General features: G+C 68.2%; 24 protein-coding genes. 15 read left to right on the forward strand and 9 right to left on the reverse strand.

Translation table 11 applies throughout. The features are described 5' to 3' along the window. The gene (locus tag P7V53_RS15245) at positions 1-927 is read right to left on the reverse strand and encodes an arginase family protein (RefSeq protein WP_280156317.1); all 927 of its coding nucleotides are present in this window, start codon (positions 925-927) and stop codon (positions 1-3) included. Positions 928-1,064: 137 nt separating this feature from the next. On the opposite strand from P7V53_RS15245, the gene P7V53_RS15250 reads away from it, so the two are divergent. The 3 genes from P7V53_RS15250 to P7V53_RS15260 all read left to right on the forward strand — a co-directional run bounded on the left by P7V53_RS15250 (position 1,065) and on the right by P7V53_RS15260 (position 3,778). Continuing rightward, positions 1,065-1,310: a hypothetical protein gene (locus P7V53_RS15250; RefSeq protein ID WP_280156318.1), complete on the forward strand. Its 246-nt coding sequence runs from the start codon at positions 1,065-1,067 to the stop codon at positions 1,308-1,310. A gap of 159 nt (positions 1,311-1,469) precedes the next feature. Then, positions 1,470-3,212: a diguanylate cyclase gene (locus tag P7V53_RS15255; protein WP_280156319.1), complete on the forward strand. Its 1,743-nt coding sequence runs from the start codon at positions 1,470-1,472 to the stop codon at positions 3,210-3,212. A 107-nt stretch (positions 3,213-3,319) separates the two neighbouring features. Next, positions 3,320-3,778, forward strand: a complete 459-nt coding sequence (locus P7V53_RS15260) for a hypothetical protein (protein WP_280156320.1) — start codon at positions 3,320-3,322, stop codon at positions 3,776-3,778. A gap of 39 nt (positions 3,779-3,817) precedes the next feature. On the opposite strand, the gene P7V53_RS15265 is transcribed toward P7V53_RS15260, so the two are convergent. After that, on the reverse strand, positions 3,818-4,567 hold the full coding sequence (locus P7V53_RS15265; protein WP_280156321.1) for a hypothetical protein: 750 nt from the start codon (positions 4,565-4,567) through the stop codon (positions 3,818-3,820). Positions 4,568-4,616: 49 nt separating this feature from the next. Continuing rightward, positions 4,617-4,937 carry a hypothetical protein gene (locus P7V53_RS15270; RefSeq protein ID WP_280156322.1) on the reverse strand — a complete coding sequence of 107 codons (321 nt, stop codon included), beginning with the start codon at positions 4,935-4,937 and terminating at the stop codon, positions 4,617-4,619. Between the two features lie 222 nt (positions 4,938-5,159). On the opposite strand from P7V53_RS15270, the gene P7V53_RS15275 reads away from it, so the two are divergent. The 4 genes from P7V53_RS15275 (at position 5,160) to gshA (ending at position 10,548) form a co-directional block, all read left to right on the forward strand. Further along, positions 5,160-7,544 (forward strand): hypothetical protein, encoded by a 2,385-nt coding sequence (locus P7V53_RS15275; RefSeq protein WP_280156323.1) that lies wholly within the window; start codon positions 5,160-5,162, stop codon positions 7,542-7,544. A gap of 415 nt (positions 7,545-7,959) precedes the next feature. After that, positions 7,960-8,649: a DUF3750 domain-containing protein gene (locus P7V53_RS15280; protein WP_280156324.1), complete on the forward strand. Its 690-nt coding sequence runs from the start codon at positions 7,960-7,962 to the stop codon at positions 8,647-8,649. A 169-nt stretch (positions 8,650-8,818) separates the two neighbouring features. Beyond that, positions 8,819-9,034 carry a hypothetical protein gene (locus P7V53_RS15285; RefSeq protein WP_280156325.1) on the forward strand — a complete coding sequence of 72 codons (216 nt, stop codon included), beginning with the start codon at positions 8,819-8,821 and terminating at the stop codon, positions 9,032-9,034. Beyond that, positions 9,031-10,548, forward strand: a complete 1,518-nt coding sequence (gene gshA / locus P7V53_RS15290) for a glutamate--cysteine ligase (RefSeq protein WP_280156326.1) — start codon at positions 9,031-9,033, stop codon at positions 10,546-10,548. Before P7V53_RS15285 ends, gshA begins: the two co-directional genes overlap by 4 nt. Before the next feature lie 77 nt (positions 10,549-10,625). Here gshA and P7V53_RS15295 read toward each other — a convergent pair whose 3' ends face one another. Together P7V53_RS15295 and P7V53_RS15300 are read right to left on the reverse strand one after the other, a co-directional pair. After that, positions 10,626-11,045, reverse strand: coding sequence for a DUF1801 domain-containing protein (locus P7V53_RS15295; RefSeq protein WP_280156327.1), 420 nt, complete (start codon positions 11,043-11,045; stop codon positions 10,626-10,628). Between the two features lie 43 nt (positions 11,046-11,088). Continuing rightward, on the reverse strand, positions 11,089-11,538 hold the full coding sequence (locus P7V53_RS15300; RefSeq protein WP_280156328.1) for a YciI family protein: 450 nt from the start codon (positions 11,536-11,538) through the stop codon (positions 11,089-11,091). Between the two features lie 286 nt (positions 11,539-11,824). Here P7V53_RS15300 and P7V53_RS15305 point away from each other — a divergent pair, with 286 nt between their 5' ends. The 5 genes from P7V53_RS15305 to P7V53_RS15325 all read left to right on the forward strand — a co-directional run bounded on the left by P7V53_RS15305 (position 11,825) and on the right by P7V53_RS15325 (position 15,940). Continuing rightward, positions 11,825-12,175: a DUF2946 family protein gene (locus P7V53_RS15305; RefSeq protein WP_280156329.1), complete on the forward strand. Its 351-nt coding sequence runs from the start codon at positions 11,825-11,827 to the stop codon at positions 12,173-12,175. Between the two features lie 106 nt (positions 12,176-12,281). Beyond that, entirely contained in the window at positions 12,282-13,697 is a 1,416-nt protein-coding gene (locus P7V53_RS15310) for a TolC family protein (protein WP_280156330.1), read from the forward strand. A gap of 10 nt (positions 13,698-13,707) precedes the next feature. Next, positions 13,708-15,078 carry a copper oxidase gene (locus tag P7V53_RS15315; protein WP_280156331.1) on the forward strand — a complete coding sequence of 457 codons (1,371 nt, stop codon included), beginning with the start codon at positions 13,708-13,710 and terminating at the stop codon, positions 15,076-15,078. 23 nt (positions 15,079-15,101) lie between these two features. Then, positions 15,102-15,605, forward strand: a complete 504-nt coding sequence (locus P7V53_RS15320; protein WP_280156332.1) for a cupredoxin family protein — start codon at positions 15,102-15,104, stop codon at positions 15,603-15,605. A gap of 17 nt (positions 15,606-15,622) precedes the next feature. Next, positions 15,623-15,940 carry a copper-binding protein gene (locus P7V53_RS15325; protein WP_280156333.1) on the forward strand — a complete coding sequence of 106 codons (318 nt, stop codon included), beginning with the start codon at positions 15,623-15,625 and terminating at the stop codon, positions 15,938-15,940. A 7-nt stretch (positions 15,941-15,947) separates the two neighbouring features. On the opposite strand, the gene cueR is transcribed toward P7V53_RS15325, so the two are convergent. Both cueR and P7V53_RS15335 read right to left on the reverse strand, forming a co-directional pair. Then, on the reverse strand, positions 15,948-16,412 hold the full coding sequence (gene cueR / locus P7V53_RS15330; protein WP_280156523.1) for a Cu(I)-responsive transcriptional regulator: 465 nt from the start codon (positions 16,410-16,412) through the stop codon (positions 15,948-15,950). 8 nt (positions 16,413-16,420) lie between these two features. Further along, the gene (locus tag P7V53_RS15335; RefSeq protein ID WP_280156334.1) at positions 16,421-18,664 is read right to left on the reverse strand and encodes a heavy metal translocating P-type ATPase; all 2,244 of its coding nucleotides are present in this window, start codon (positions 18,662-18,664) and stop codon (positions 16,421-16,423) included. A gap of 261 nt (positions 18,665-18,925) precedes the next feature. On the opposite strand from P7V53_RS15335, the gene P7V53_RS15340 reads away from it, so the two are divergent. Then, complete coding sequence (locus P7V53_RS15340) at positions 18,926-21,109, forward strand: copper-translocating P-type ATPase (RefSeq protein WP_280156524.1); 2,184 nt, start codon at positions 18,926-18,928, stop codon at positions 21,107-21,109. A gap of 83 nt (positions 21,110-21,192) precedes the next feature. Then, a complete protein-coding gene (locus P7V53_RS15345; RefSeq protein ID WP_280156335.1) occupies positions 21,193-21,393 on the forward strand; it encodes a heavy-metal-associated domain-containing protein in 201 nt (66 codons plus the stop codon). Positions 21,394-21,437: 44 nt separating this feature from the next. On the opposite strand, the gene P7V53_RS15350 is transcribed toward P7V53_RS15345, so the two are convergent. Continuing rightward, on the reverse strand, positions 21,438-22,661 hold the full coding sequence (locus P7V53_RS15350; protein ID WP_280156336.1) for a diguanylate cyclase: 1,224 nt from the start codon (positions 22,659-22,661) through the stop codon (positions 21,438-21,440). A gap of 171 nt (positions 22,662-22,832) precedes the next feature. Continuing rightward, positions 22,833-23,984 carry an ABC transporter substrate-binding protein gene (locus P7V53_RS15355; protein WP_280156337.1) on the reverse strand — a complete coding sequence of 384 codons (1,152 nt, stop codon included), beginning with the start codon at positions 23,982-23,984 and terminating at the stop codon, positions 22,833-22,835. Between the two features lie 400 nt (positions 23,985-24,384). On the opposite strand from P7V53_RS15355, the gene P7V53_RS15360 reads away from it, so the two are divergent. Beyond that, complete coding sequence (locus P7V53_RS15360; RefSeq protein ID WP_280156338.1) at positions 24,385-26,016, forward strand: MFS transporter; 1,632 nt, start codon at positions 24,385-24,387, stop codon at positions 26,014-26,016. Positions 26,017-26,148: the final 132 nt, after the last annotated feature.

Genomic DNA, 26,148 nt, shown 5'->3' on the forward strand with positions numbered 1-26,148 from the left:
TTACCCTGTCCCCGCAAGCGGGGAGAGGGAGTCAGTCGTGCCTTGCTCGAGGCCGCCACCGAGCCCGTCCACCAGCGCCTGGACCAGCGCGCGGCCGGCACTCCCGTCGCGATCGAGCCTGGGGTTGTAGATCGTCACTTCGATGCCGACGGCGCGGCCTGACGCACGCGCCGCGCGCAGCACGGCGACCAGCTCCTGCGTCGACAGTCCGTCCGGCAAGCGATAGTCGACGGCCGGCATGACGGCGTCATCCAGGCAATCGGCATCGAGATGGATGAAGAAGCCCTCGAGCTCGGGGCGGCGCAGCGGCGCGAGCGCCGCCTCGGCGGCGGCCACCGTACCCAGGCGCCGCACGGCGGCCAGGTCGAAGCGCGGCATGACGGGCGGCAGCGGCTGGCTGCCGTACTGCGCCTGCTCGTCGGCATCGCGAAAGCCGTACACCACGACGTCTTCGTCCTTCACCAGCGGGCCGCGGCCCTCGATGTCGGTCAGCAGCCGGGGGCCATGGCCCGTCGCGAAGGCCAGGTCCATCGACGCCGCCTCGCCGTTCGGGTTGACCTCGGGCTGGTAGAAGTCGGCGTGGCCGTCGATGAAGAGCAGTCCGTAGCGTCCGCGCCGCTTGAGCGCCAGCAGGGGTCCGAGGACGATGGAGCAATCGCCGCCCAGGATCACCGGGAAGGCGCCGCGGTCGAGCACGCTGCCCACGGCATCGGCCAGCGCCACGGCGTATCGGGCGATCGCCTCGGCATTCAAGGTGCCGGTGCGCGGATCGCGAATGTCGCTGTACGCAAGCGGCTCGACGCGTCCGGCGTGCCGCGCGGCCAGCCGCTGCGCCAGGCCTTCGTCGAGCAGCCGCTGCGGCAGCAGCTCCACGCCGGAAGGCTTGAGACCGAGGATGGAAGGCGCTTCGAGGAGGTGGTAGTCCATGGACATGGGGCTGCCACGCCCAAGGCGCCGGCCCATCGGAAACGGGCAACGGACGTGCCCACGCCAGCCGCCGCTCGACGGCGAACTCGCATGCCTGCCGGCGATCCAATGCGTGTGTCCAGCAGCAGGACCGTGTCGTGACACCGAACAAGCAGATCGCCAAGGGCCTCGGTGGCTGCATGCTGGTGCCGGGTCCTTCGGCCTACCGGCTCAAGAGCGGCGCCTGGACGCACCATCTCGCCGTCACCGTGTCGCTGCTGCACGCCGAGCCGAGTCTGCGCCGGCTCGCTGAAGGCGTGCCCATTCCCTGCCATGAGGCCGCGGCGCAAGGCTATCGGCAGGTCCGCTGCTACGACGACGCGGTGGCGCATGGCCTCGTCTAGAGGCTGAACGAGCGTCGTCGCTCGCCCGCGCGCCGGCCGCATCCGCCAACTCTTGCGCACAAGGCACTGGAAAGGGCCGTCCCATCTCGGGGATGATCGAGGGGCGGCATGCCGCCGCCGGCGCCTGGGCCTCGCTAGCGCCGTCCTGATGAAGCTCCCATGATGAAGTCCTTCGCGTGGTGCCGCTGGTGCACCGCGTTGCTGTGGCTGCTCGCGCTCGCGAGCCCCGCGACGGCGCAACTGGTGCTCGACGACAGCCGGCCGCGGGTGGATGCGTGGCCTGCGGTGTCCGTGCTGGTGGACACGACCCAGGTGCTGACGCTCGCCGACGTGCGCCGCGCCTCCCAGCCGGGTTTCGCCCCGCCGCCGGGCGCGCATGCGACCCTCGGCTTGAACAAGGCGCCCGTGTGGCTGCGCATCCCGTTGCAGGTCGACGCGCGCTCGGACGGGGAATGGATCCTCGGCATCGACTACGCCGTGCTCAACCGCGTCGATGTGCATGTCGTCGGCGCGGACGGGCTCGAGCTTCGGCACGCGCGCCTGGGCAACCTGCAGCCCTACGCCGAGCGGCCGCTTCCGGGCCGCATCCATGCCGTGGCGCTGCGCCTGCCGCCCGGCCAGCCGGCCACGGTCTACCTGCGCGTGCAGACGCAGGGCGCGATGGTCCTGCCGATCACGCTGGAGAAGCTGCCGGCATTCCAGGCGCGCTCGCTGGACGAGCAGATGCTGCAGGGCCTGCTCACCGGGCTCGGCCTGTGCCTGCTGCTGTACAGCCTCATGCAATGGGGATCGCTGCGCGAGCGGCTGTACCTGAAGTACGCGCTGCAGAGCGGCGGCTCCATCCTGTTCTCGATCTACCAGTTCGGCTTCGGCAAGCAGTACCTTTGGGGCGACAACCTGTGGGCCGAGCTGCACCTCGGCGGGATCTCGGCGCTGCTTGCGGCGGCCGGCACTTTCCTGTTCGTCGACCATGCCCTGGGGCCGCACCCCAACCGCTGGTTCGGACCCATGATGAAGGGCGGGTGTGCGGTGCTGCTGGCGGTCGCGGTCGCGTACGGCGTCGACCTGCTGCACGTGCATCAGGTGAGCGCCGTGGTCGGCACGCTGGGGCTGGCTCCGGCCATCTTCGGCATGCCCGGCGCCTTGAAGCGGGCCCGTCGCGGCGATCCCGTGGGCTGGCTCTTCCTGGCGGCCTGGGTCGGCTACTTCGTCGCCACCTGGGTCATGGTGAGCCTGATCAAGGGCACGATGCCGTTCAACTTCTGGACGCAGCACTCCCTGCAGTTCGGCGCCACGCTGGACATGCTGCTGTTCATGCGCGTCATCGGCGTGCGCCAGCAGGAGCTGCACGCGGCCGCGCAGCGGGCGCGACAGGAGCGCGAGTCGCTGGTGACGCTGGCGCGCACCGACGCGCTCACCGGCCTGCCCAACCGCCGCGGGCTGGACCACGCGCTCGAAGCCGCGCTGGCCGGCTGCGCCCCTGACCGCCTCGTCGCGCTGTACCTGCTCGACCTCGACGGCTTCAAGGTGGTGAACGATGCGCATGGCCACCAGGTCGGCGACGAGCTGCTCGTGGCGGTGGGCAGGCGCCTGCGGCACGTGCTGCGACCGGATGACGTCTCTGCGCGCCTGGGCGGCGACGAATTCGTCGTGATCGCCGGGCAGCTCGCGGACGACGAGCAGGCGCGGCGCGTCGGTCAGCACCTGCTCGACGCCTTCGAGGAGCCGTTCGCGCTGTCGGCCGGCACCGGCTTCCGGCTGGGCGTGACCATCGGCTATGTGCTCGCCCCGCTCGATGGGCGCGACGCGGCCATGCTGATGCGGCGCGCCGACGGCGCCATGTACGCGGGCAAGCAGGGCGGCAAGCGGTGCGTTCGCAGGGCGCAGGCGCTGGCGGCTTGATGAGGGGCGAGCGGTCCTTCCATAGGCCGACAATCGGTTGAACTCCGGCGTCGTTTCCGGGCACGAATCCGTGCCGCACAATCCGCAGGCGCCATCCCGAGACACCGATGAGCCGAACGCCGACGACGTTTCCTTTGCCGAATCTGCGCCACGGCGCCGTGGCGGCGGCATTGCTCGTCAGCGTGGCCTGGGCCGAACCGGCCGTGCCCACCATCGCGCACTGCGCTGAGTGCGTCGCGGCGCTCAAGGCGCGCGGGGAGCCGCTGGCGCAACGCGTGAAGCGCGGCGATGCGACAGCCGAGGCGCCGCTGCTGCCCATCGTGAAGGCGTCGTTTGCATTCATCGGCACGGTCTACAAGCAGGGCGTGCGCTCCCCGCAGGCCGAAGAGCTGCTGCGCAACGCCGAGAAGGCCCAGGTCGATCTGCCGCCGGACGAGCTGCTCAAGCTGCAGGACGCGTGTCAGCTCGAAGGCGAACAGCTGCTGAAGGATGCCAACTACTTCGAGCGGACGTTCGTGAACCAAATGGTGCGCTCGCGGATGGACAGGCTGCGGCGCAAGCGCTGATGCATGCTGGATGCTCCCCTCGGCGGGAGAGGGTCGGGGTCATCGATCACCCTCGGACGGGGAGAGCGAGCAAAACCGGATCTCGAAACGCGTGGCATGCCACAGCCAAGAGATTGCGACGAAGAACAAGGTGAAGATGAGGGCTCCCCACCACTCGGTGCTGTTTTGCAGCGCGTCCCGGGTGTGGGCGTCCGCCTGGAACAGCGGCGCGAACGCATTGGCGAGGCCGAGCAGCGGCAACACCATGCACAGGAGCGGCAGCGCCCGAGCAACATGCCTTGCTCGCAGCGCAAGACCCCGCGTGGCATCGCTGACGATGAGCATCGCGATGCAGGTCCCCCCGAAGAACAGCATGACGCCGTAGCGGCGCATCCAGCGGTACGCCTCGCCCTCGGTGCCGAGGAACGCTCCGTACAGGACGAGGAACCCCGCCGCCGCAGGCCCGAGCCACCTCAGCGCGCGCAGCTTGCGGGTGGACACGGCACTCAGCGTGCGCAGCCACGCGCCGCAGAGCAGCCAGCACAGCGCCTGCAAGGCGGCGGCCGGAAGCACCAGCGCCCTGAACAGGTGGTTCGGCAAGCCATGGCGCGCAGCGCGGCTGATCGAGACGCATCCGTCGATGAACGGGTTGCACGGCTCGATGAACCCCAGGCGCGCCGACAGCGCGAACGCGACGACCGTCGCGACGAGCGGCAGCAGTCCTGCCAGAAGTGGCAGCGGCCAGGCCGGCCAGCCGAACGCGGGCTGCGTGTGTCCCTCGGGCGGCCGGGGGGATGCCTGGTGTTGCAACTCGTGTTCCCGGCTCGGGCCAAGGCCCGCAGATCGCGGGTCGGCACCTTCAAGCGCCGCGCGTCAGGTCGGGCAATCCGGGCGTGACAGGTTCTTCGCCCCGCTGCGAGGACGATGAAAACAGGTCCTGCGTCGACAGTTCCGGCCCCGCGGCGGAGCCGATCATTCCCTCCTCCTGCAAGCGCTCGGCCGGGTTGGCGAACTCGCTGGCCTCGCCGCGCGTCGCGGTCGCCTCCTCGTCGTCATCCATTGGATCAGGGCCGAAGGAGCCCAGGCCCTCTCCGGCGGGCGATAGGCCGCGGTACTTGAGAACGAAATGGGTCGTCAGTGCGCCGGCGGCAATGGCGAGCATGTATTTCAACAACTTCATGGGAACCTCCTTCACACCGGCCAGGTGGCAAGCCACGCGCCTGCCGCGGGCCGCGCCGAAAAGAAGGCCTGCCCAGCGTGCAATCGCCAATGGACTAGGAAAAGAGGAAGCCGCGCTTCCTCTTTTGCCGATGGCTCTTGGCGAGCCGATCACCACAATGAATTCGTGCGTGCCCGCATCGGCGGCGGTCGCCCCTTCGGCGCACGGCGGAGGAACTCTTTCGTGGAACATCAACCCGACTTGCATCGCGACCTGTCCGAACTCAGTTCGCCGCGCATCTTCCAGGCCACCGGCGACACGCCGAAGCAGATCCATGCGCTCATCGAGTCGTTCGCGGCGCAGGGCCACTCGTACGGCCGGGTGTGCAGCATTCCCCTGAGCGCCGACAAAGGTGCGCTGCATCTCGACGACCCGCTTCTGCCGGTGGGTGTCGTGCCCGGCGTAGAGTTGTCCGGTGCCGAAGCCTTCCTGTCGCCTCAGCACAAGGCAGAGCAGGCGGCCCTGCAGCACATCGCCGGCACGCTGTTGATGCAGTCGGGTCAGGGCAAGTTCATCGTCGACCACATCAACGCGCTCAACCAGGACGACTTGCGGCTCGTGGTCGACGTCCACCTCTGCGCCGAATATCCGATGGCCGAAGCCGGTTTCCTGCGGCGCGACTCGATCGGACGGACGCTGTTCAGCATCCACGCCTATGACCACGACGTGGCGATTCCCGGTCCGGAAATACTGCTGAACCCGCCGCCACTGTCGCCGATCCGCTGGCTGCGCGGCGACCTCATCAAGGGCCTCGTGCCGCCGGCCTTCCTGACCGGACTCTCGGCGTTGTGGAGTCAGCCGCCCGGTAACAGCATCGCCTGCGCCGAGATGCCGCCCCACGGATGCATCGGGTGGATCGAGGAGCTGGTCTATCACACGCAGCCGCTGACGTCGCAGCGCCAGTTGCATTGTTCGAGACAAGACTTTGCAAGCATCGCCACGCAGGCCCTCGCGCTGGTCGAGAACAATCAGGAAGCGCAAGCATTCTGGGCGCGGTGGTTGGCGGGTCAGACGGGGATGGCACCGCGCAGCGACTTGAATGCGCCCAGTGTGCTCCAGCAACTGCTGCTTCATGTCTGCGACGCCCGCAAGGGCGCGCTCACGCAGGCTGATGTTCAACCGGTCACCGCAATGAACCCGCAGGTAGGGCAGATGCTGCTCGGCGCCACGATCTGGCGCAAGCCGTCGACGTTCGTCTCCACGAAGCTTCGGTGGGAAGCCAAGACCCAAGGCGGCATGAATGCGGTCGTGGACGGAATCGCCGAAGGACATCAAAAGCTGCCCGGTCTCACCCGGCAGATGAGCCAGAAAGTGGTGGAGGGCACCGTCCTTGCGGAACCTCCGAAGCGACGGTTCGTCCGGCTGCTGGTCATGGCTGTCCCCCGCCGCTCCATCGATGCAGGACTGCGCCATGTCGCGCATCCCGTGAACTTCCAGGCCGACGCCAAAGTGGCGGCCGACACTCGCACGTTGCTGCAATGGTTCGGCGAGCTGGCGTCCACCTATGCCCGAATCTGCAGCCTGCCGTTGAGCGTCAAGGGAAAAGCTTTGGACCTGGGCACTCCCGGGCGGCCGATGGGTGTGCTGCCGGGATACGAGAACGGGGCGGGACCCGCCTACCAGCGTTCGGAGACGTTCCTCGTCGGTGAAAATCAGAAACTGCACGTGCCGCTGCGCAATGTCGTGCTCTCGCTGCTGGAGCGATCGGGGCAGGCGAAGTACATCGTCGACAACGCCGATGCCATGCTCGGCGACAAGTGGAAGCTGGTGGTGGATGTCCACTTCTGCACCAAATTTCCGGCGGAGAAGGGCGGCTACCTGCGCCGCGACTCGCCGGGCAACGTGCTGTTCAGCGCGATCGTCTACGACCACGACCAACCGATCCCCGGCCCCGAATACGTGCTCAACCCGCGCGACCCTTCGGGCACGCAGTGGAACCCCAGCCGCGCGGAGTGCATCAAGCGAATGGCCCCGACACTGTTCCTCGAACACCTGGGCGACCAGTGGGTCAAGTTGCCGCTCGGCAGCGAGATCGTCCGCGCCCCGGTAGGTCCCCACGGTTGCATCGCGTGGGTCGAGGAGCTGGTGCATCACTCGCAGATGCCGCTGCTGCAGCACCGGCCCAACGCGACCGTCCCCAAGGCCGTCTTCCTCTACCGGCTCGGCATGGAACTGCATCGTTGTTTCGGCTTCGAGCGTGCCAATGCGTTCCAGCAGGCATACGCGAGCGGCCGGCCCCTGCACAACGCAGCGCCGGTCGAATCCATGCTGATGAACATTTGCACCGGCCCCGGAGATGACGTCTCGGTGTCCCAGATCGAACAGCTGGCGCAGCACGACGCGGCGCTCGCCAAGGCACTTCAGTTGGAGCTGGACTGGCAGCCGGCCGCGCAGTCGCCCGACCCGATGCGCCACGTGACCATGGTCGACGGGCACCTGCAATCCCAGCAGCCGATGCCGCGGCTGGTGCGTCAGGTCAGCCAGGAACTGACGAACCGCACCGCGCTGCCGGCGCCGGCCAAGCTCCGGTTCATCCGCGCACTGGTGATGGCGGTACCGCGCAGCTGAAGCATGCCGAAGGCGTCGAGATCGCAAGCACCTGCCTCGCACGCAGCGCGGTCTCGAAGAGGCCGTCGCTACGACCTGGGCTATTGGCAGCAGCGTGCTGGTGGCGCTCGTCTACTACGTCACCCACGTTCGCACCCTGGCGCGGCGCCCATCGACCTTGGGTCGTGCTTGCAGCTGCGAACGCGCCGCCTATAGTCTTCGAGCGTATCCCTACGCGGCGAGGAGGTGCCATGGAAAACTGGATGAGCCGGTGGTTTCGCGTTGTGCGTGCGCCGGGCATGACGATGGACCAGCCCTTCATGCGGATGGGCCGGTAGTGCGCTGGTGTCTGCGTCGATCTCAAGCCGTGCGCCGTCCTTCTCGCCTCGTCGTCTGCGCGGTCACAGCCGTCGCCGTCACGGCTGCGACGTCATGCATGAGCACGCGATCGGACTGGCGAACCGCCAGCCGCCAGCCGGTGGGCCTTGCCCCGGATCCCGCGGCGGTCAAGGAAGCGGTGGTGCAGGTGTACGGAGCTCGCACCATCGGGGCCAAGGGCCTCTTCGGCGTGCACACCTGGGTCGCGGTCAAGCCGACTGAAGCGCAGCAGTGGACGGTCTACGAAGTGGTGGGGTGGCGGCTGCGCTGGTCGCCCAGCGCCGTCGTCGTGCACAGCCGTCCACCGGACGCGCGCTGGTTCGGCTCGGCGCCGGAGCTTTACGCCGACCGGCGTGGAGCAGGCGTCGACAAGCTGATCGAGCGCATCGACAGGGCGGCTCACGCGTATCCCTACAGCGCCGAATACCGGGTGTGGCCCGGCCCCAACTCGAACACCTTCACCGCGTGGATCGCCCGGGCGGTGCCGGAGCTGGAGGTCGATCTTCCGGCCACCGCCATCGGCAAGGACTACCTCGGCAGCTCCATCGTCGGCGCTGCGCCGAGCGGCAGCGGCCTTCAGTTGTCGCTGGGCGGGGTGCTGGGCGTGGCGGTGAGCGGCGTCGATGGCTTCGAACTCAACGTGCTCGGATTGAACTTCGGGGTCAATCAGAACGGGCTGAAGCTGCCCATGGTGGGACGGATCGGAAGCAGCTCGGTGTACCCGCTGCGCCGACCCGACCTCCCTTGACGGCCAAGGGCGCATAGCGCACTCGGCTCGAGGGGGCGAACGCCGCGGGGCCAGCGCCGCCAGCCGGTCGGTGTCGAGCTTCGTCGGCGACACGAAGCCCTGCATGGCGGGCTGCTCGCTGCGCTGGACCTCGTTGCGCGCGTGTTGCAGGCCGACCATCGCGAGCTCGATGCGCGCCTTGACCCGCTGCGCCTGCGCGTCGGCGACCTCGACGCGCACCTGCAGTTCACGCAGCGTGCGCTCGTCCAGCAGCACGATGAATTCACCCCCGCCGGATGTCGAGGTCGACATCGCGCAGCGCATGGGCCTCGACCTCGCCCGGTCGACCGCTTTGGGCGATGATCGCCTCCTCGGCTCGAACCGCGAACAAGGAGACCCGGCTTGACCAGCCTGCAACAACGCCTGCTCGGCCTGACGCCAGCCGACATCCAGGGCATCCGACGCGGCATCGAGAAGGAGAGCCTGCGCGCGCTGCCCGGCGGCCGACTCGCCCTCACACCCCATCCGCAGAAGCTCGGCAGCGCGCTGACCCATCCCCACATCACGACGGACTTCAGCGAGTCTCAGCTCGAGCTCATCACGGGCGTGCATGCCGGCGTGGCGTCATGCCTGGACGAGTTGACGCAGATTCACCAGTACGTCTATCGGGTGATCGGTGACGAGCTCCTGTGGGTGGCGAGCATGCCGTGCGAGCTGCCGGCCGACGAGACCATCCCCATCGGGCGCTACGGCGCCTCCAACGTCGGGCGGGCGAAGAGCGTATATCGGATGGGGCTGGGACACCGCTACGGACGGCGGATGCAGACGATTTCGGGCATTCACTACAACTGGTCGATGCCGGGTCTGTCGAACGACGACTACTTCGCCCTGATCCGCAACTTCCGGCGGCATTCGTTCCTGTTGCTCTATCTCTTCGGCGCATCGCCCGCAGTCTGCCCGAGCTTCGTCGCGGGCCGCGAGCACCGGCTGGTGAATCTGGGCAGCGGCAGCCTGCACCTGCCACATGCCACGTCGCTGCGCATGGGCCGGCTGGGCTACCAGAGCGATGCGCAGGCGAAGCTGTGCGTGAGCTACAACAACCTCGACCGCTACGGCGAATCGCTGCACGATGCGCTGACGCGGCCGCACCCGCCCTACGAGGCGCTGGGCGTCCTCAATCCGGGCGGCGAGTACAACCAGCTCAGCACCTGCCTGCTGCAGATCGAGAACGAGTTCTACGGGACCATCCGGCCCAAGCGGGTCATACGGTCCGGCGAGCGGCCGCTGCATGCGCTGCGCGAGCGCGGCGTCGAGTATGTCGAAGTGCGCTGCATGGACCTCGATCCGTTCGAGCCGGTGGGCATCGCCGCCGGCACGATCGCCTTTCTGGACACCTTCCTTCTGCACTGCCTGCTCGCCGACAGCCCGCCGGACACGCCGCGCGAGATCGCCGCGCTTGCGGCAAACCAGCATCGCGCGGCAGAGCGCGGCCGCGAGCCGGACCTGCGCCTCGAGCGGGGCGACGACGCGGTGCCGCTGGTCGAATGGGGCGCCCAACTCGTCGAGGAGTGCATCCCCATCGCGGCCGCGCTCGACGCCGTGTCGGGCGGCCGTGCTCACCGCGACGCCGTGGCGTCGGCGGCCCTGGCGCTGCGTCATCCGCAGGAACTGCCCTCGGCGCGCGTGCTGCAAGCGATCGCCAGCGAGCACGCGGGCTCGTACACCGCCTTCGTGCGCGCAAGATCCGAGCACATCCGGCAGTCGTTCGCGCGGCGACCGTTCCCGCCCGACCTGCAGGCCCGCTTCGAGCGTCTGGCGCAGGAGTCGGTCGACGAGCAGCAGCGCCTGGAGCGCTCCGATACCGCGCCGTTCGAGACGTTTCGCCAGGAATACCTGTCGCCGCAGCGCCTGGCGGTCTGACATGGGGCGATCGGCTGCAAGAGACAAGCACAGTCCCGCAGCCACCGGCCCCACCATCGGCGCCGGCCCCGCCCCGTTCAAGACCGGACATGCACGCGGCTGGCCACGCCGCTTCCCGACGTGAGCCCGACGGCGACAGGGTCGAGCCGGGCCGCCTGTGACACCAGCTCGACGACCGTCGCCCTGACCAGGGGCGTCTCGCGCTTAAGCTCGAGCGTTGCCATCTCGTACTTTCCGCCAGGCTTCAGCCGTGGCTCGATGTGGCGCAAGCGCTGACCCCGCCAGAAGCCGAACAGCACGCGCGTCGGCTCCGCCCGGACCAGCAGCACCGGGCCGCTCATGAAGTACACGATGTGACCCCACTTCAATCGTTCCGACAATTCGGGCGCCGCCTCTCGAACCGCACAACGCAAAGCCCGGACGTACTGCTGTTGCCAGCCGCCCAGGCACTGCAGGTACTCGTCGGGGGTCGTTGCAGACGTCAAAACCATCTTCATCGAAGTTCTCCCTGCTCGTGCGGCCCAAGGCTGCGGTCGGCGGTCAATCCTGAATCTGTTCTCGTGCCTGCCAGACCGATGCGCTCCACGTCGGCGCAGCCGACTTGATGATCCGGTTGACCTCGGGCGGGATGTCGCCCGCCCCCGTCAGCTGGCGAATCTCCAGCACGTCGTCGATGCCGAGCCCGCAGGGGACGCGCAGTGCCCACTGGATGGCTTCGTCGAGCGACTTCACGTCGACGATGTAGAAGCCGCCGACCAGCTCCTTCGACTCCGTGAAAGGGCCATCGACGAGATGACGCTTGCCCTTGGAGACGGCGACGCGGGCACCCCGTGCCGCGGGGTTCAGGCCCTCCGCAGCCACCAGGACGCCGGCCTTGTGCATCTCCTCGTTGAAGGCCATGTAGGCGACGAGGAGCTTCTCGTCGAGACCGTCCTGCGCGCCCGACCTCGTTCCGTCCGCGCCTGCCTGTGCCGTGATGATGAATCGCATGCTGGTTTCTCCTGGTGAATGAGTGCCTGTACTCCCACGACGAACGGCGGCGGCTGGCATCGACACGGCCCGGAAGGTCTTTTTTGTCAGAACCCGCTGGTGGCCGACAGCGAGGTGCCGCGTCGACCGCGCGGCGCGATGCGCAAGTCCGCGACGCGCGTCAGCGCATTGATCCTGAATCCCTGCTGCGCGTGGGTCGGGACTTGACCTTCCCCCTGTCGCAAGGTCTACCGTGTCAAATCGTCCTGGCCCCTTGAAGCTCGTGAGAATCCTTCGCCTCTGGCTCGTGCTGCTGCTCGCCATGATCGTCCCCATCCGGGGCGTGTTGGCCGCCACCATGCCGTGCCTGCCGTCCGGCGGCGGCACCCAGGCGGAACTGCGTCAGGTGGATCACTCGCACCACGAGCACGCGGCTGCGCAGGCCGATGCAGGACACGACCACGACGCGCATCATCCGGCCGGCGCATCCGGCAAGTGCACGCTGTGCTCGGCATGTTGCTCGTCGGCGTCGCTGCTGACCAGCCAGACGGACCTCGTTGCGCCGCCAGCGCTTTCCTCGACCACGTTCCCGGGGTTGTCGGTGCCGGCGGCGACCTTCTTGTCGGGCGGCCAGGAACGTCCACCACGAACCATCTGACCCCGCGAGGCCTCCTGCGCGAGGCCTGACAGCGCTCGTGCGTCCGCGCACGAGGTTCCCGATGCGGGCGTCGTCCCGCTGCGGTTCTTCCAGATGAGTTCGACCCATGAACACCATCATCACCTTGGTCGCAACGGCGATCGGTGTCGCGATGCTCGGGGGGTGCGCCAGCTTCTCCACCGATGGCGGCTTCGACGCGGTGGCGGATCTGACCCAGGCACGCACGGGCGTCGCGCCCGTCTACCAGCGCACGAGCAGCGAACCCGATACGGCGAAGTCGCGCACTGCCGAGCTTCTCCAACAGCCGCTGACGGCGGACGGCGCCGTCGAGGTCGCGCTGCTCAACAACCGGGGACTGCAAGCCCGCTTCAGCGAACTCGGCATTGCGGAGTCGGAGCGCGTGCGGGCGGGGCGACTGCGCAATCCGACGTTGGGTTTCAGCCGGCTAAGCGAAGGCGGCGGCGTCGTCGAGATCGAGCGCTCCATCGTGTTCGACGTGCTGGGCCTGTTGACGATGCCGTGGGCGAAGGAGGTGGAGCGGGGCCGCTTCGAGCGCGCGCAGCTGCAGGCCGCCCATCAGGCCGTCGGCCTGGCGGCGCAGACACGGCGTGCCTACTTCGCCGCGGTGGCCGCACAGGAACTCGTCAGGTACGGCCAGCAGGTCAAGGAAGCGGCCGACGCCTCCAGCGAGCTGGCGCGCCGCATGGTGCAGGCCGGCAACTTCAACAAGCTTGCGCAGATGCGGGAGCAGGCGTTCCATGCGGACGCCACCGCCCGGCTGGCGCGTGCACGGCATCAGGCTGTCGCGGAGCGCGAGCAGCTGGCGCGCTTGCTGGGGCTGGCGGGCGATCCGCCCGGCTTCGAGCTGCCCGAGCGACTGCCCGAACTGCCGAAGGAGCCGACGCAGCCGAAGGACGCCGAGCGGGCGGCGATGGCACAGCGCCTCGACGTGATGATGGCCAGGCGTTCGGTGGATTCGACGGCGCGGGCGCTGGGTCTCGGCAAGGCCACCCGCTTCATCAACGTGCTGGAGCTGGGCCACGTCAACAAGAGCCTGAGCGGCGAACCGCGGGCCGACGGCTACGAGATCGAACTGCAGCTGCCGCTGTTCGACTTCGGGTCGACCGGCGTCGCTCGCGCGCAGGCGACCTACATGCAGGCCGTGCATCAGGCTGCGCAGCTCGCGATCGACGCGCGGTCCGAAGTGCGAGAGTCGTACTCGGCCTATCGAACGGCCTACGACCTGGCGCGGCTCTACCGCGACGACGTGATACCGCTGCGCAAACGCATCTCCGAAGAGAACCTGCTTCGCTACAACGGCATGCTGATCAGCGTGTTCGAGCTGCTCGCCGACTCTCGCGAACAGGTCGAAGGCGTCACCGGCTACGTCGAAGCCCTGCGCGACTTCTGGGTCGCCCAGACGGATCTCCAGACCGCACTGACGGGCGCTTCGCCCCGAGGTGGCCCATGGTTGCGACCCATGTCGGCCACGTCCTCTGCCGGCGACGCTGCCGCACATTGAAAGCACACCCATGACGAATCGAAGAACCTTCTTCAAGGCCGCGGGTGCGGCGCTGGGAGCCACGGCGGTGAGCCGCGTCGCCGCCGCGTCCTTGCCCGAGGCCGTGATCCAGACCTCGCCGGCCATGCAGCCCCCGCGCCCGCCGTCGACGGGCCGGCCCTTCAACCCGGTGGCCACGCTCAACGGCTGGTCGCTGCCCTGGCGCATGAAGGACGGCGTCAAGGAGTTCCACCTCGTGGCCGAGCCGGTCGTGCGCGAGTTCGCCCCGGGCATGAAGGCCAACCTGTGGGGCTACAACGGCACCAGCCCGGGCCCGACGATCGAGGCGGTCGAGGGCGACCGCATCCGGATCTTCGTGACCAACAAGCTCCCCGAGCACACCACGGTGCACTGGCATGGCGTTCTCGTGCCCTCCGGCATGGACGGCATCGGCGGGCTCACGCAGCCGCACATCCCGCCGGGCAAGACCTTCGTCTACGAGTACACGGTGCTGCGGCCCGGCACCCACATGTACCACCCGCATGCGGACGAGATGGTGCAGATGGCAATGGGCATGATGGGCATGTTCATCATCCATCCGAAGGACATCCGACAGCACCGGGTCGACCGCGACTTCGCCTTCCTGCTCGCGTCCTACGACATCGAGCCCGGCAGCGCGACGCCGCGCACGAGCGAGATGACGGACTTCAACCTCTGGACCTGGAACAGCCGTGTCTTCCCCGGCATCGACCCGCTGGTGGCGCGCACCGGCGACCGCGTGCGGGTGCGCATCGGCAACCTGACGATGACCAATCACCCCATCCACATGCATGGGCCGCATTTCGAGGTGACCGGCACGGATGGCGGCTGGGTGCCGAAGGCGGCGCGCTGGCCGGAGGTGACCACCGATGTCGCGGTGGGCCAGATGCGCGCCTTGGAGTTCGACGCCGTCGCCGGCGACTGGGCCATCCATTGCCACAAGTCGCACCACACGATGAACGCGATGGGCCACGGCGTGCCGAACATGATCGGCGTGGACCACCGAGGCGTCGCCGAGCGCATCGCGAAGCTGGTGCCCGACTACATGGTCATGGGCGAGCGTGGCATGGCGGACATGGGAACGATGGAGATGCCGCTGCCGGACAACACGCTGCCGATGATGACCGGCACGGGGCCGTACGGGCCGATGGAGATGGGCGGCATGTTCAGCGTGGTCAAGGTGCGAGACGACCTGAGGCCGGGCGACTACCGCGACCCGGGCTTCTACGCCCACCCGCCAGGAACCGTCGCCCGCGAGTACACGGGCGAGCTGCAGCCGCCGACGCGCGCTGCCGCGCCGAAGGCGGACCGCAAGACGCTGCAGGTGCGCAAGCCTGGTGCGCACCGCCATTCGGGCCACTGATCCGACGACAACAAGGAGCTCGCATGAACATCAGTTCGTTGCTTCGAGGCGCCACGCTGGGTGCGGTGGTCGCCACGAGCGCCACCCAGGCGCACGAAACGTCGGCGCATCCCGCATCCGCGCCGAGGCGCTTCGACGCCAGCAAGGTCGAAGGCACCCCCTTCGGCCGGCAAGGCGACCCACGCAAGGTCAGCCGCACGATCCGCGTCGCGATGAGCGACGACATGCGCTTCACGCCGTCGCACATCGTCGTGCGACGCGGCGAGACCGTTCGCCTGGTCGCTGCCAACCGGGGACAGGTGCTGCACGAGCTCGTGCTCGGCACCGAGCAGGCGCTCGAGGAACACGCCGCCTTGATGAAGAAATTCCCCGGGATGGAGCACGACGAGCCGCACATGACCCATGTGAAGCCGGGTGGCAGCGGGGACATCGTCTGGCAGTTCACGCGCGCCGGCGAGTTCCGGTTCGCCTGCCTGATCCCCGGCCACTTCGAAGCCGGCATGGTGGGCACGGTCAGCGTCAAGTGAGTGACAAGGAGTACCTCATGAATTTCTCGCTTCTGATCTCGATGGTTGTCGCAGGGCTCGCCGCGGGGGCTCACGCGCAGCTGCAGCAGCCCGATCAGCCTTCCGCGGCGGCCGCACTGTCCGAGGGCGAGGTGCGCAAGGTCGACAAGCAGGCCGGCAAGCTGACGCTTCGTCACGGTCGCATCGAGAACCTCGACATGCCGCCGATGACGATGGTGTTTCGCGCATCCGATCCCAAAATGCTCGACGGCCTGAACGAGGGCGACAAGGTGCGTTTCGCGGCGGACCGCGTCGACGGCGCCATCACGGTCACGCGCATCGAGACGACCCGGTAGGCAGCGTTCAGTGACCTTTGCCCGATCGCAGGCCACGCTTCGCCGAGTGCGCATTGGAGGTGTCGACGAGCGCACCCGGGCCGTGCGACTGCGACAGCGTCTCGAGGATGGGACAGTCGGGGCGGTCGTCGCCGTGGCAGCAGTGCACCAGGTGCTCGAGTGTCGATTTCATCACCTGGAGCTCCTGCAGCTTCTGCTCCAGTTCCTGGATGTGGGCCTCCGCGAGCGCCTTCACCTGTCGGCTCGGCCGCCGGCGGTTCTGCCAGAGTGCCAGCAGCTCGGAGATCTGCTCCAGCGAGAAGCCCAGGTCACGGGCCTGGCGGATGAAGCGCAGCGTGTGCACCTCTTTCTCGGTGTACTGCCGATAGCCCGAGTCGGTCCGCCGCGGCTCGGGGAACAGGCCTACCGATTCGTAGTGGCGGATCATCTTCGCCGACACGCCGGACGCCTTGGCGGCTTCGCCGATGTTCATTCCTTCCATCAATGCTCCTTTGGTGCAGCGGCGGCACGCCAGCGGCGCAGCAGCAGCGCATTGGCGACGACGCTGACGCTGCTGAAGGCCATCGCCGCACCGGCCACGACGGGGTTCAGCAGGCCCAGCGCGGCCAGCGGAATGCCGACCACGTTGTAGGCGAACGCCCAGAACAGGCCACGCTTGAGGGTGGCGCAGGTCCTGCGCGAAATGTCGAGCGCGTCCGCAACGAGCCGCGGATCGCCGCGCATCAACGTGATGCCCGCCGTTTCCATCGCGACATCGGTGCCGGTGGACATCGCGATGCCGACGTCGGCGGCGGCGAGTGCCGGCGCATCGTTGATGCCGTCGCCGACCATCGCGACCGTCCTGCCCCGCGAGCGCAGTTCCTGGACCACGGCCGCCTTGTCGCCGGGCAGCACCTCGGCGCGCACGTGCTCGATGCCCAGTTCCCGGGCGACCGCCTCGGCGCTGCCGCGGTTGTCCCCGCTGAGCATCACCGTCTCGATGCCGAGTTCGTGCAGCCGGGAGACAGCCTGCCTGGCGGACAGCTTGACCGTGTCCCCGAAGGCGAGCAGGCCCAGCATCCGCGCACGATCCGCGTCTTTGTGGATCAGCCAGGAGAGGGTGCGGCCTTCCCGCTCGTGGCGATCGGCGTCGTGCTGCAGTGCGCCCATCTCCGCACCCAGTTCACGCAACAGCCGGGTGCTTCCCAGCGTCAGCGTCTCGCCGTGCACGACCGCCTGGAGCCCGCGCCCGGGCAGCGCCTGGGTGCCGTGCGCCTGCGGAACCGGCAGCCGCAATGCGCGGACCTGGTCCATCACCGCATGCGCCAACGGATGCTCGCTCGAGCTTTGCAGCGCGGCGCAGAGCCCAAGCACCTCGTCTTCGGTGCGACCCGGCGCGGCCACCACCGACACCAGAGACGGCCGGCCTTCCGTGAGCGTGCCGGTCTTGTCGAACGCGACCACGGTGACGGCCTGCGCCATCTCCAGGGCTTCGGCGTCCTTGATCAGGATGCCGTGGCGCGCGGCCACACCCGTGCCCGCCATGATGGCCGTGGGCGTTGCCAGGCCGAGCGCGCAGGGACAGGCAATCACCAGCACGGACACCGCGTTGAGGAGCGCCTGCGCCCCATCGCCGGTGGCCAGCGCCCAGCCGAGGAAGGTGCCCGCGGCGATGACCAGCACGACGGGCACGAACACCGCGCTGACACGGTCGACGATGCGCTGGATCGGTGCCTTGCCCATCTGCGCCGACTCGACCATGCGGATGATCCGCGCCAGCGTCGTCTCGGCGCCGACGGCCAGCGTCTTCACCGTCAGCGCGCCCTCGGCGTTGATGGCGCCGCCCGTCACCCGGTCGCCGACGACCTTGGCCACCGGCAGGCTCTCGCCCGTGATCAGCGACTCGTCGACATGGCTGCGGCCTTCGATGATTTCGCCGTCGACGGCGATGCGCTCGCCGGGTCGCACCAGCACCAGGTCGCCCACGCTCACCTGCTCGACGGGCACTTCCACCTCGGCGACCCCACGCCGCAGGCGCGCCGTCGTCGGCCGCAGGGCGTTCAGCGCGCGGATCGCGTCCACGGTCTGCCGCTTGGCGCGGCCTTCCAGCCACTTGCCGAGCAGCACCAGCGTGATGACCGCTGCCGACGCTTCGAAGTACAGGTGCGCGACACCCTGATCGGCATGGGCCAGCAGAAGGAAGGCCGACAAGCCATAGGCCGCCGAGGTGCCCAGCGCCACCAGCAGGTCCATGTTGCCGCTGCGGGCGCGCAGCGCCTTCCAGCCGGCCACGTAGAAGCGCGCACCGAGCCCGAACTGAACCACGGTGGCCAGGACCAGCTGCAGCCATCCGTCGAGTCTCCAGTCGACGCCGAACAGCGCAAGCAGCATCGGCGCGGCCAGCGGCACGGTGAGCACGACGCCGGCAGCGACCGGCCACCCGCCGGCAAGCCACTTCTTGAACCGGGCCACGCGCGAGGCGCGGGTCTTGCCCTCGATCCGCGGCGCCACGTCCTTCGTCGCCACCTCGTACCCCGCCTGGCGAACCGCGTGGGCCACGTCCTCTGCTCGCACCGAAGCTTCCGCACTCACCGTCGCCTGCTCGGTCGCCAGGTTGACGCTCGCCTCCCTGACGCCGGGAACCGCCTTGATCGAGCGCTCGACGCGCATCACGCACGAGGCGCAGGTCATCCCGGTGATGTGCAGCTGGAATCCGACAGGTCTGGCCCGTGCGGCGACGGTCATGGGCACACCTCGAGGAAGGATGGGTTCATGCACGGGAGAGTAAGGCTTCCCACCATGGGAGGGTCAAGCGAAGACGGAAAGTCCACGTTCTGGCGATGTCGAGGACCTGTTGACCTTCCGCCTGTGGGAAGGTGGAGACTGCCCTTCGCTCCCTCTCCCGCTTGCGGGAGAAGGCTGGGATGAGGGCAGTCTGACATGGAGGAACACGTGCACCCCAAGACCGCTTCCCGTTCGCACCCGCAGACAGGCCATCACCACGGGATGGCCCACGACGGCGCTGCTCACCGGCAACCCGCTCCCGTGCGGACCGCGGGCGATGACGCGGACGTGGAATACACCTGCCCGATGCACCCTCAGGTGCGCCAGAAGGGTCCCGGCAACTGCCCCATCTGCGGCATGTCGCTGGAGCCCGTCGTCGCGACGGCGCAAACCGGCGAAAGCCCGGAACTGCGCGACATGACGCGGCGGTTCTGGATCGGCCTGGCACTGGCGCTGCCCGTGGTGGTGCTGGAGATGGGCGGCCACCTCGTGGGCTTGTCGCACCGCGTCGGCCAGCAGACCTCCAACTGGCTTCAGCTGTTGCTTGCCACCCCGGTGGTGCTCTGGGCCGGCTGGCCGTTCTTTGTTCGAGGATGGGCTTCGGTGGTGAACCGCAGCCTCAACATGTTCAGCCTCATCGCGCTCGGTACCGGCGTGGCGTGGGTCTACAGCGTGCTCGGCACGGTGGCGCCCAGGCTGTTTCCGCAGGAGTTCCGGATCGCCGACGGTGCCGTGGCGATCTACTTCGAGGCGGCGGCGGTCATCGTCGTGCTCGTGCTCCTGGGGCAGGTGCTCGAGCTGCGCGCGCGAGAGAAGACGTCCGGCGCGATCCGGGCGCTCCTGGACCTGGCACCCAAGACCGCCATGCGGGTCGGCGCCGGCGGAACGGACGAAACGGTGCAGCTCGATGAGGTGCAGGTCGGCGATCTGCTGCGCGTGCGGCCCGGGGACAAGGTCCCCGTGGACGGCGAGGTCATCGAGGGCAAGGGCACCGTCGACGAATCGATGGTCACCGGCGAGCCGATGCCGGTATCCAAGATAACCGCAAGCAAGGTCACTGCAGGAACGATGAACCAGACCGGCGGCTTCGTGATGCGCGCCGAGAAGGTCGGCGCCGACACCTTGCTGTCCCAGATCGTTCACATGGTGGCCGCTGCGCAGCGCAGCCGCGCGCCGATCCAGCGCATGGCCGATCAGGTGGCGGGGTGGTTCGTGCCGGTCGTGATCGCCGTCGCAGCGCTTGCGTTCGCTGCCTGGGGGGTGTGGGGGCCGAGTCCCGCCTTCTCGTACGCGATGGTGGCGGCGGTCTCGGTGCTGATCATCGCCTGTCCCTGTGCGCTCGGGCTCGCCACGCCGATGTCGATCATGGTCGGCGTCGGCCGCGGCGCCCAGCACGGCGTGCTCATCCGCGATGCCGAAGCGCTGGAGCGGATGGAGAAGGTCGACACGCTCGTGGTGGACAAGACGGGCACGTTGACCGAAGGGCGGCCGAGGGTCGTCGCGCTGCAGTCCGCCGAGGGCTTCGCTGAGGAGGACGTTCTGCAGAAGCTGGCGAGCGTCGAGCGGGCCAGCGAACACCCGCTCGCAGCGGCGATCGTCGCCGATGCGCAGGAGCGGAAGCTCCCGCTGTCGCCCGTGGTGGACTTCGACTCTCCCGTGGGCAAGGGCGTGGTCGGCGCCGTGGATGGCGTGCAGGTCGTCTGCGGCAGCGCCAGGTTTCTCGCCGAGCACAGGATCGATGTCTGCGCGTTGGCCGACGCCGCAGAGGCGGTGCGCGCCAAGGCAGCCACGGTGATCTTCGTCGGCCTCGACGGTCGCCTGGCCGGCTTCGTCGGCATTGCCGATCCCATCAAGGCCAGCACGCCGCAGGCCATCCAGGCGCTGCGCAGGGCCCACATCCGCGTCGTCATGCTGACCGGAGACGGCAAGACCACGGCGGAGGCGGTGGGCCGCGAACTCGGCATCGACGAGGTCATCGCCGACGTGCTGCCGGAAGACAAGGCCGCCGCCGTGCAGCGTCTTCAGGCGCAGGGGCGCATCGTTGCGATGGCCGGCGATGGCGTGAACGATGCGCCGGCGCTGGCAGCTGCACAGGTCGGGATCGCGATGGGAACGGGCACCGATGTCGCCATGGAGAGCTCGGGCGTGACGCTGCTGCAGGGCGATCTGATGGGGATCGCTCGTGCACGTCGCCTGTCGCAGGCGACGATGCGCAACATCCGGCAGAACCTCTTCTTCGCCTTCTTCTACAACGTGGCCGGGATTCCGCTGGCCGCCGGTGTGCTGTACCCCTTCTTCGGCGTGCTGCTGTCACCGGTGGTCGCGGCAGCCGCCATGGCACTGTCCTCGGTCAGCGTCATTGCGAACGCCTTGCGCCTGCGGCTGGCCGCAGTGGAAGGCGAGTGACCATGACGCGAGAAAATGCCTTGACTCTCCCGCTGTCGCAACCGCGACATTGACTGTTCCCCAACGCCTTCTGCGGAGCCCGGATGATTGCCTTCGAAATCAACGACATGACCTGCGGCCACTGCGCCAGCACGATCACCAACGCGGTGAAGGCCGCGGACAAGGATGCCTGTGTCCGCATCGACCTGGCCAGGCACCGCGTCGAGATCGAGCCGGTGAGCGCGGATCGCGAGGAGCTCAGCGAGGCGATCAAGGATGCCGGCTATACGCCGGTGCCGGCCTGAGCGCACACCTGCCATCACCCTGCGGCCGGTGCCACGCGCGGCGCTCACGCGCCGTCCCAGACGATCCTGTTCCGGCCCGCGCGCTTGGCTTCGTACAACGCGGCATCGGCACGCGCGACGGTCTTGAGGATGTCTTCGTGGCGCCGGTACTCGGCCACGCCGATGGACACTGTCACGCGCGCGTCTGCAGGAAGGCCGGAGATGGTCGTTGCGCTGATCGCCTGGCGCAGGCGTTCCAGTGGAATCGCGGCCCGCTCATGCGTGGTCTCGGGGAGCACGATGATGAACTCCTCGCCGCCATGGCGGCCCACATGCTCCGTTTCGCGCAGGGTGCCTCGCAGGACCGCGCTCAGCATGCGAAGCACGTTGTCGCCTCCCGAGTGCCCGTACAGGTCGTTGAATCGCTTGAAGTGGTCCACGTCGAGCATGGCCACGCACAAGCTCGCGCCGCTGCGATCCGAGCGCTTCTTCTCTTTCAAGGCGATCTCGTTGATGACCCGCCGGTTGTACAGGCCGGTCAGCTCATCGTAGGTGGCGATCCGCTCGATTCTTTCCAACGCCTGCTTGAGCGCCAGGTTGCTCGAGCGCAGTCGCAGGCGAAAGTCGTTCACGTAGCCACCGATGACCGACATGAGCAGCAGCAGCAGCGCCAGGTGAACCACCAGCGTCACACCGTTCGGCTGTGAAGAAGCCCCGTGCGCCGGCAGGCCGGGCACGGGCGCAACCCAGTGGGCGATCCCCATGGCGGCGGCGAAAGTGGCGATGAAGTAGACGCTCATCGCGAGCTGCTGGCGCATCGTCAGTCGGAAGGCTCCGAACAGCAGCGCAATCAGGTAGAAGGGCAACTGCAGCGCGCGGAAGGGACCCCCGGCGTATGCCAGATAGGCCATGGCCACGCCGGACACGGTCATTTGCGCGACGGTCAGGCTGGGATCGGCGAATCGCCGGTTGAACCCGCTGACGATGGACGCCGTGAACCCCAGCACGCTGAGGGCCACCAGCGCAGCAAAGACATGCGCCACGTGGAAGCCGAGCAGACCGGATGCCGCGTAAAGGTAGACGATCGCAATGATCGCCAGCGAAGCCAGCGCGCCCAGCAGGTGGCGAAAGAGGAAGACCTCCTGGCTGCCGCCACGCGTGCGCCGCTCGGCGCGCGTCGACGACCACGCGGCCGCTTGCGGCGGCGACAAGGAGGACCGCCCTGCCTGCGTCGATTCGGAGGCCTCGGGCCTGCGTCGCAGTCGCAACCTATGGATCAGGTCGGCCATTGCGGTTCACCGTGGAATCCGACGTTGGAAACGCCACCGCCGCCATTGTCGCTGCTGGCAAGCCGATACCACGAGCCCGTCAGGGTGCACGCCCGCCGCGCTGCCCGGTTGTTCGATTTCCCGATGACGATCGCTGCGCGGACGACCTTCGCCCTGGCCAGATCGAGCGTGCTAGCGCCGGAACCTGCCGTCCGGCCCGATGATCGCCAAGTCGGCGTAGTCGAGCCCCGTGTGGTCGGAGGCGCTGTAGCCCAGCTCCAGTCCGCCGACGTCGTAGCGCGTCATGCTTTCGAGCGCGCGACGCAGCTTGTCCCGCGTCGGTTGCGGGCCGGCTCGGCGCAAGCCCTCGACCAGCACCCTCGCCGACACATAACCCTCGACCATCGAGGGGGTCAGCTCGAGGTTCGCGCCTTTGGCGAGCTCCATGGCTTCCTTGATCAGCGGCGACGCGATCGAGCGCTCATAAGGAAACACCTGGCTCACCACGACGCCGCGCGACAGCTCGCCGAGGTCCTGGATGAAACCGGCCGACGCGTTGTTCGACAGCGTGACGAGCTGGGCCTTGGACCCGGCCGCGCGCAAGGCCTTCATTCCCTGGACGATCGCGGTGCCCGAGCCGATGAACAGCACGGCCTGGGGATCGGCGGCCATGAGCTTGGGCACGACCGGCGCGAAGTCGGGCTTGCTGCGGTCGTACGTCTCGTGCGCCACGGGCAGCTTGTTGACGCCCTTCATGCCCTTGAGCGCGCCGACCACGGCATCGGCGCCGAAAGTGTCATCCACCTGCACGATCGCAATGCGGTCGATGCCGATCAGGCTCAGGTGCGACACCACCCGCTCGGCTTCGCGCTGATAGGGGGCGCGCACGTTGAACAGCCACGGATGCACCGGCGAATGCAGGACCATCGCCCCGGTGGAAGGCCCCACCAGCGGGATCGAGTGCTCGTCCAGCAGCGGCATGATGGCCTGCGTGTGGGGCGTGCCGCGGTTCAGGAAGAGAGAGATCACGCCCTGGTTGATCAGCTCTTTGGCGTTGGCCACCGCCAGCTTCGGATCGAACTTGTCGTCCAGGGAGATCAGGCGGATCTGCTCGCCGTTGATGCCGCCGCGCGCGTTGACCTTGTCGAAGTGGAGCTTCGCGCCCTGCGTCGCTTCCTTCACGCTTGCGGCGACCGCGCCGGTCATGCCGGCCGTCTGCCCGATCTTGATGTCGGCCCACGCGGAACCGAGTGTTGCCACGCACAACGACAGTTGCGCTGCGCGCTTGAGAAGGCGGCGCAGCGCAACCGGGCGCTCGCGCAATGATTTGTCGACAGAAGGCATGGCGCACTGCTCCTATTGGCGCCGAAGCGTAAGGGAAGGCGACCCACGGCGCCGCGTGATCGAGCGCAAGGGATCCGGCAACTCCGTGAATACTTGCGGAATGCGCGGGTTCGTGACGCGTGCGTCGGTGGGGGCTGCGGCCTGCCTGCCTCGTTGCCGCGATGGCTAGTGTCGTGAGTTGGAAATACGTGGCGTTTCGACGGGCCCAAACGGGGATGAGCGCAAGGCGCGGAGTCGGGTCCATACCGGGGGTATGGACCCGACTCTGCAACGCGGCGATCGCCCCGTTTGGGCCCGCCTTCGGTTCGACCAGATGGCCCCTTCGCGCAGCCGCCCGATCATCACCATCTGGTTAGTCGAAACGCCACGTATTTCCAACTCACGACACTAGACTCCGTGCGTGAAAGCCCCGCTCTCCAGGTCGGTGTCGCGATTGTTCGCAAGCTCCCCGCTGCGGCATCCCGCGTTCCGGCTCTTCTACTTCGGTTCGATCGGGACGGCGCTCGGCTACACGATGCAGACGACTGTCGCCGCGTGGGTGATGGCGACATTGACGCCGTCCCAACTGATGGTTGCCTTGGTACAGACCGCCAGCACGGCGCCGGCACTGTTGTTCGGCTTGGTGGCCGGCGCGCTCGCAGACATCGTTGACCGGCGACGGCTCATCCTCGTCACGCAGTGGCTGTTGCTGACGGCCACCGCGATCCTGGGCATCGCGACGCTGGCCGGGCTCGTCGGTCCTGCGATGCTGCTGGCCCTGACCTTCCTGGTGGGTGCCGGACTCAGCCTGTACCTTCCTGCCCAGGCGGCGAGCATCAACGATCTCGTGTCCAGGGAAGACCTGCCGCGTGCCGTCGCGTTGGGTGCGGTCGCCTTCAACGTCGCGCGTGCGATCGGGCCGGCCCTCGCCGGCGGCATCGCGGCCTGGATCGGTTCGGGCAGCGCCCTCGTGGCGAGCTCACTGTTCTTCATCGTGATGATCGCTGCCGTCTCGCGGATGAAGAAGCGCGAGCGTGGGCTGCCGGGGGTTCCGGAGACGGTGTTGTCCGGCGTGCTGAGCGGATTGCGGTACGCACGGCACTCGCCCGCAATGCGCTCGCTCATGATCCGAAACGCCAGCTTCAGCCTCTGCGCCAGCGCGTTCTGGGCGCTGCTTCCCGTGATCGCCCGCGATCAGCTGCACCTGGGTGCCGGCGGCTTCGGACTGCTGTCGGCGGGCTTCGGCGCCGGTGCAGTGGCCGGAGCGCTGGCCATCCCGGGACAGCTGGAGCGCAGATCCTTGCACGTGGTCGTCATGTCGGGGACGATTCTCTGGATAGGCGCAATCGCCTTGTTGGCGGCGAACGATGTGGTGGCCATCGCCATCGTGGCCGCTTGCGCTGGCGGAGCGGCATGGGTTTCCGTGCTGGCGGGTCTCTCGGCGGGAACGCAAAGCAGCGCGCCGGCCTGGGTTCGGGCGCGCGCCGTCTCGGTGAACCTCGTCACCATGCAGGCGAGCCTCGCACTCGGCAGCGCGCTGTGGGGCGGGGTGGCGTCGGCGGTCGGGACTCCAGTCGCGCTTGCCGCCTCGGCCGCCGCGATGCTTGTGCTGCTGACCATCACCCGCCGGGCGCGGGTGGAGATGGGAGGCGAGGCCGACGTCACGCCGGGCGCCAAGCTGCCGGAGCTGGCCATTGCGGTGGAGCCGGGGCCGAAGGACGGTCCGGTGCTGATTCAGCTCGAATACCGGATCGATGCCGAACATCGTGATGAGTTTCTGCGGGTCATCCACACCGTCGAGCCTGTACGACGTCGCAATGGAGCCATCAGCTGGCGCGTCTTTCGCGATCTGGGCGAAGAAGGGCTCTTCGTGGAGCGATTCATCATCGCGTCGTGGGGAGAGTACGTCCGGCTGCGTGCGAGATCCACCATGTCGGACCGCAACATGATCGATCGCGTGGAGAGTCTCCAGCGGGCCGACGTACCGTTGCGCGTTTCGCGGTTGATCGGCATCGATCGAGAGAGGGATGCCGGCAGCCATGGTCCGCTCTAGTGGCGCGACCGAGCAGGGGAGCAGGGAAGGGCAAGCACGCGGGTCACATAGCGGCGGGGAGCTGCGGACACGGAGTGGTCGAGGACGACGCGCGCATGCAGCGCACGCAGCACCCTTGGCACAGATCGGGTG

Source organism: Piscinibacter sp. XHJ-5, assembly GCF_029855045.1.
Lineage (GTDB): Bacteria > Pseudomonadota > Gammaproteobacteria > Burkholderiales > Burkholderiaceae_C > Albitalea.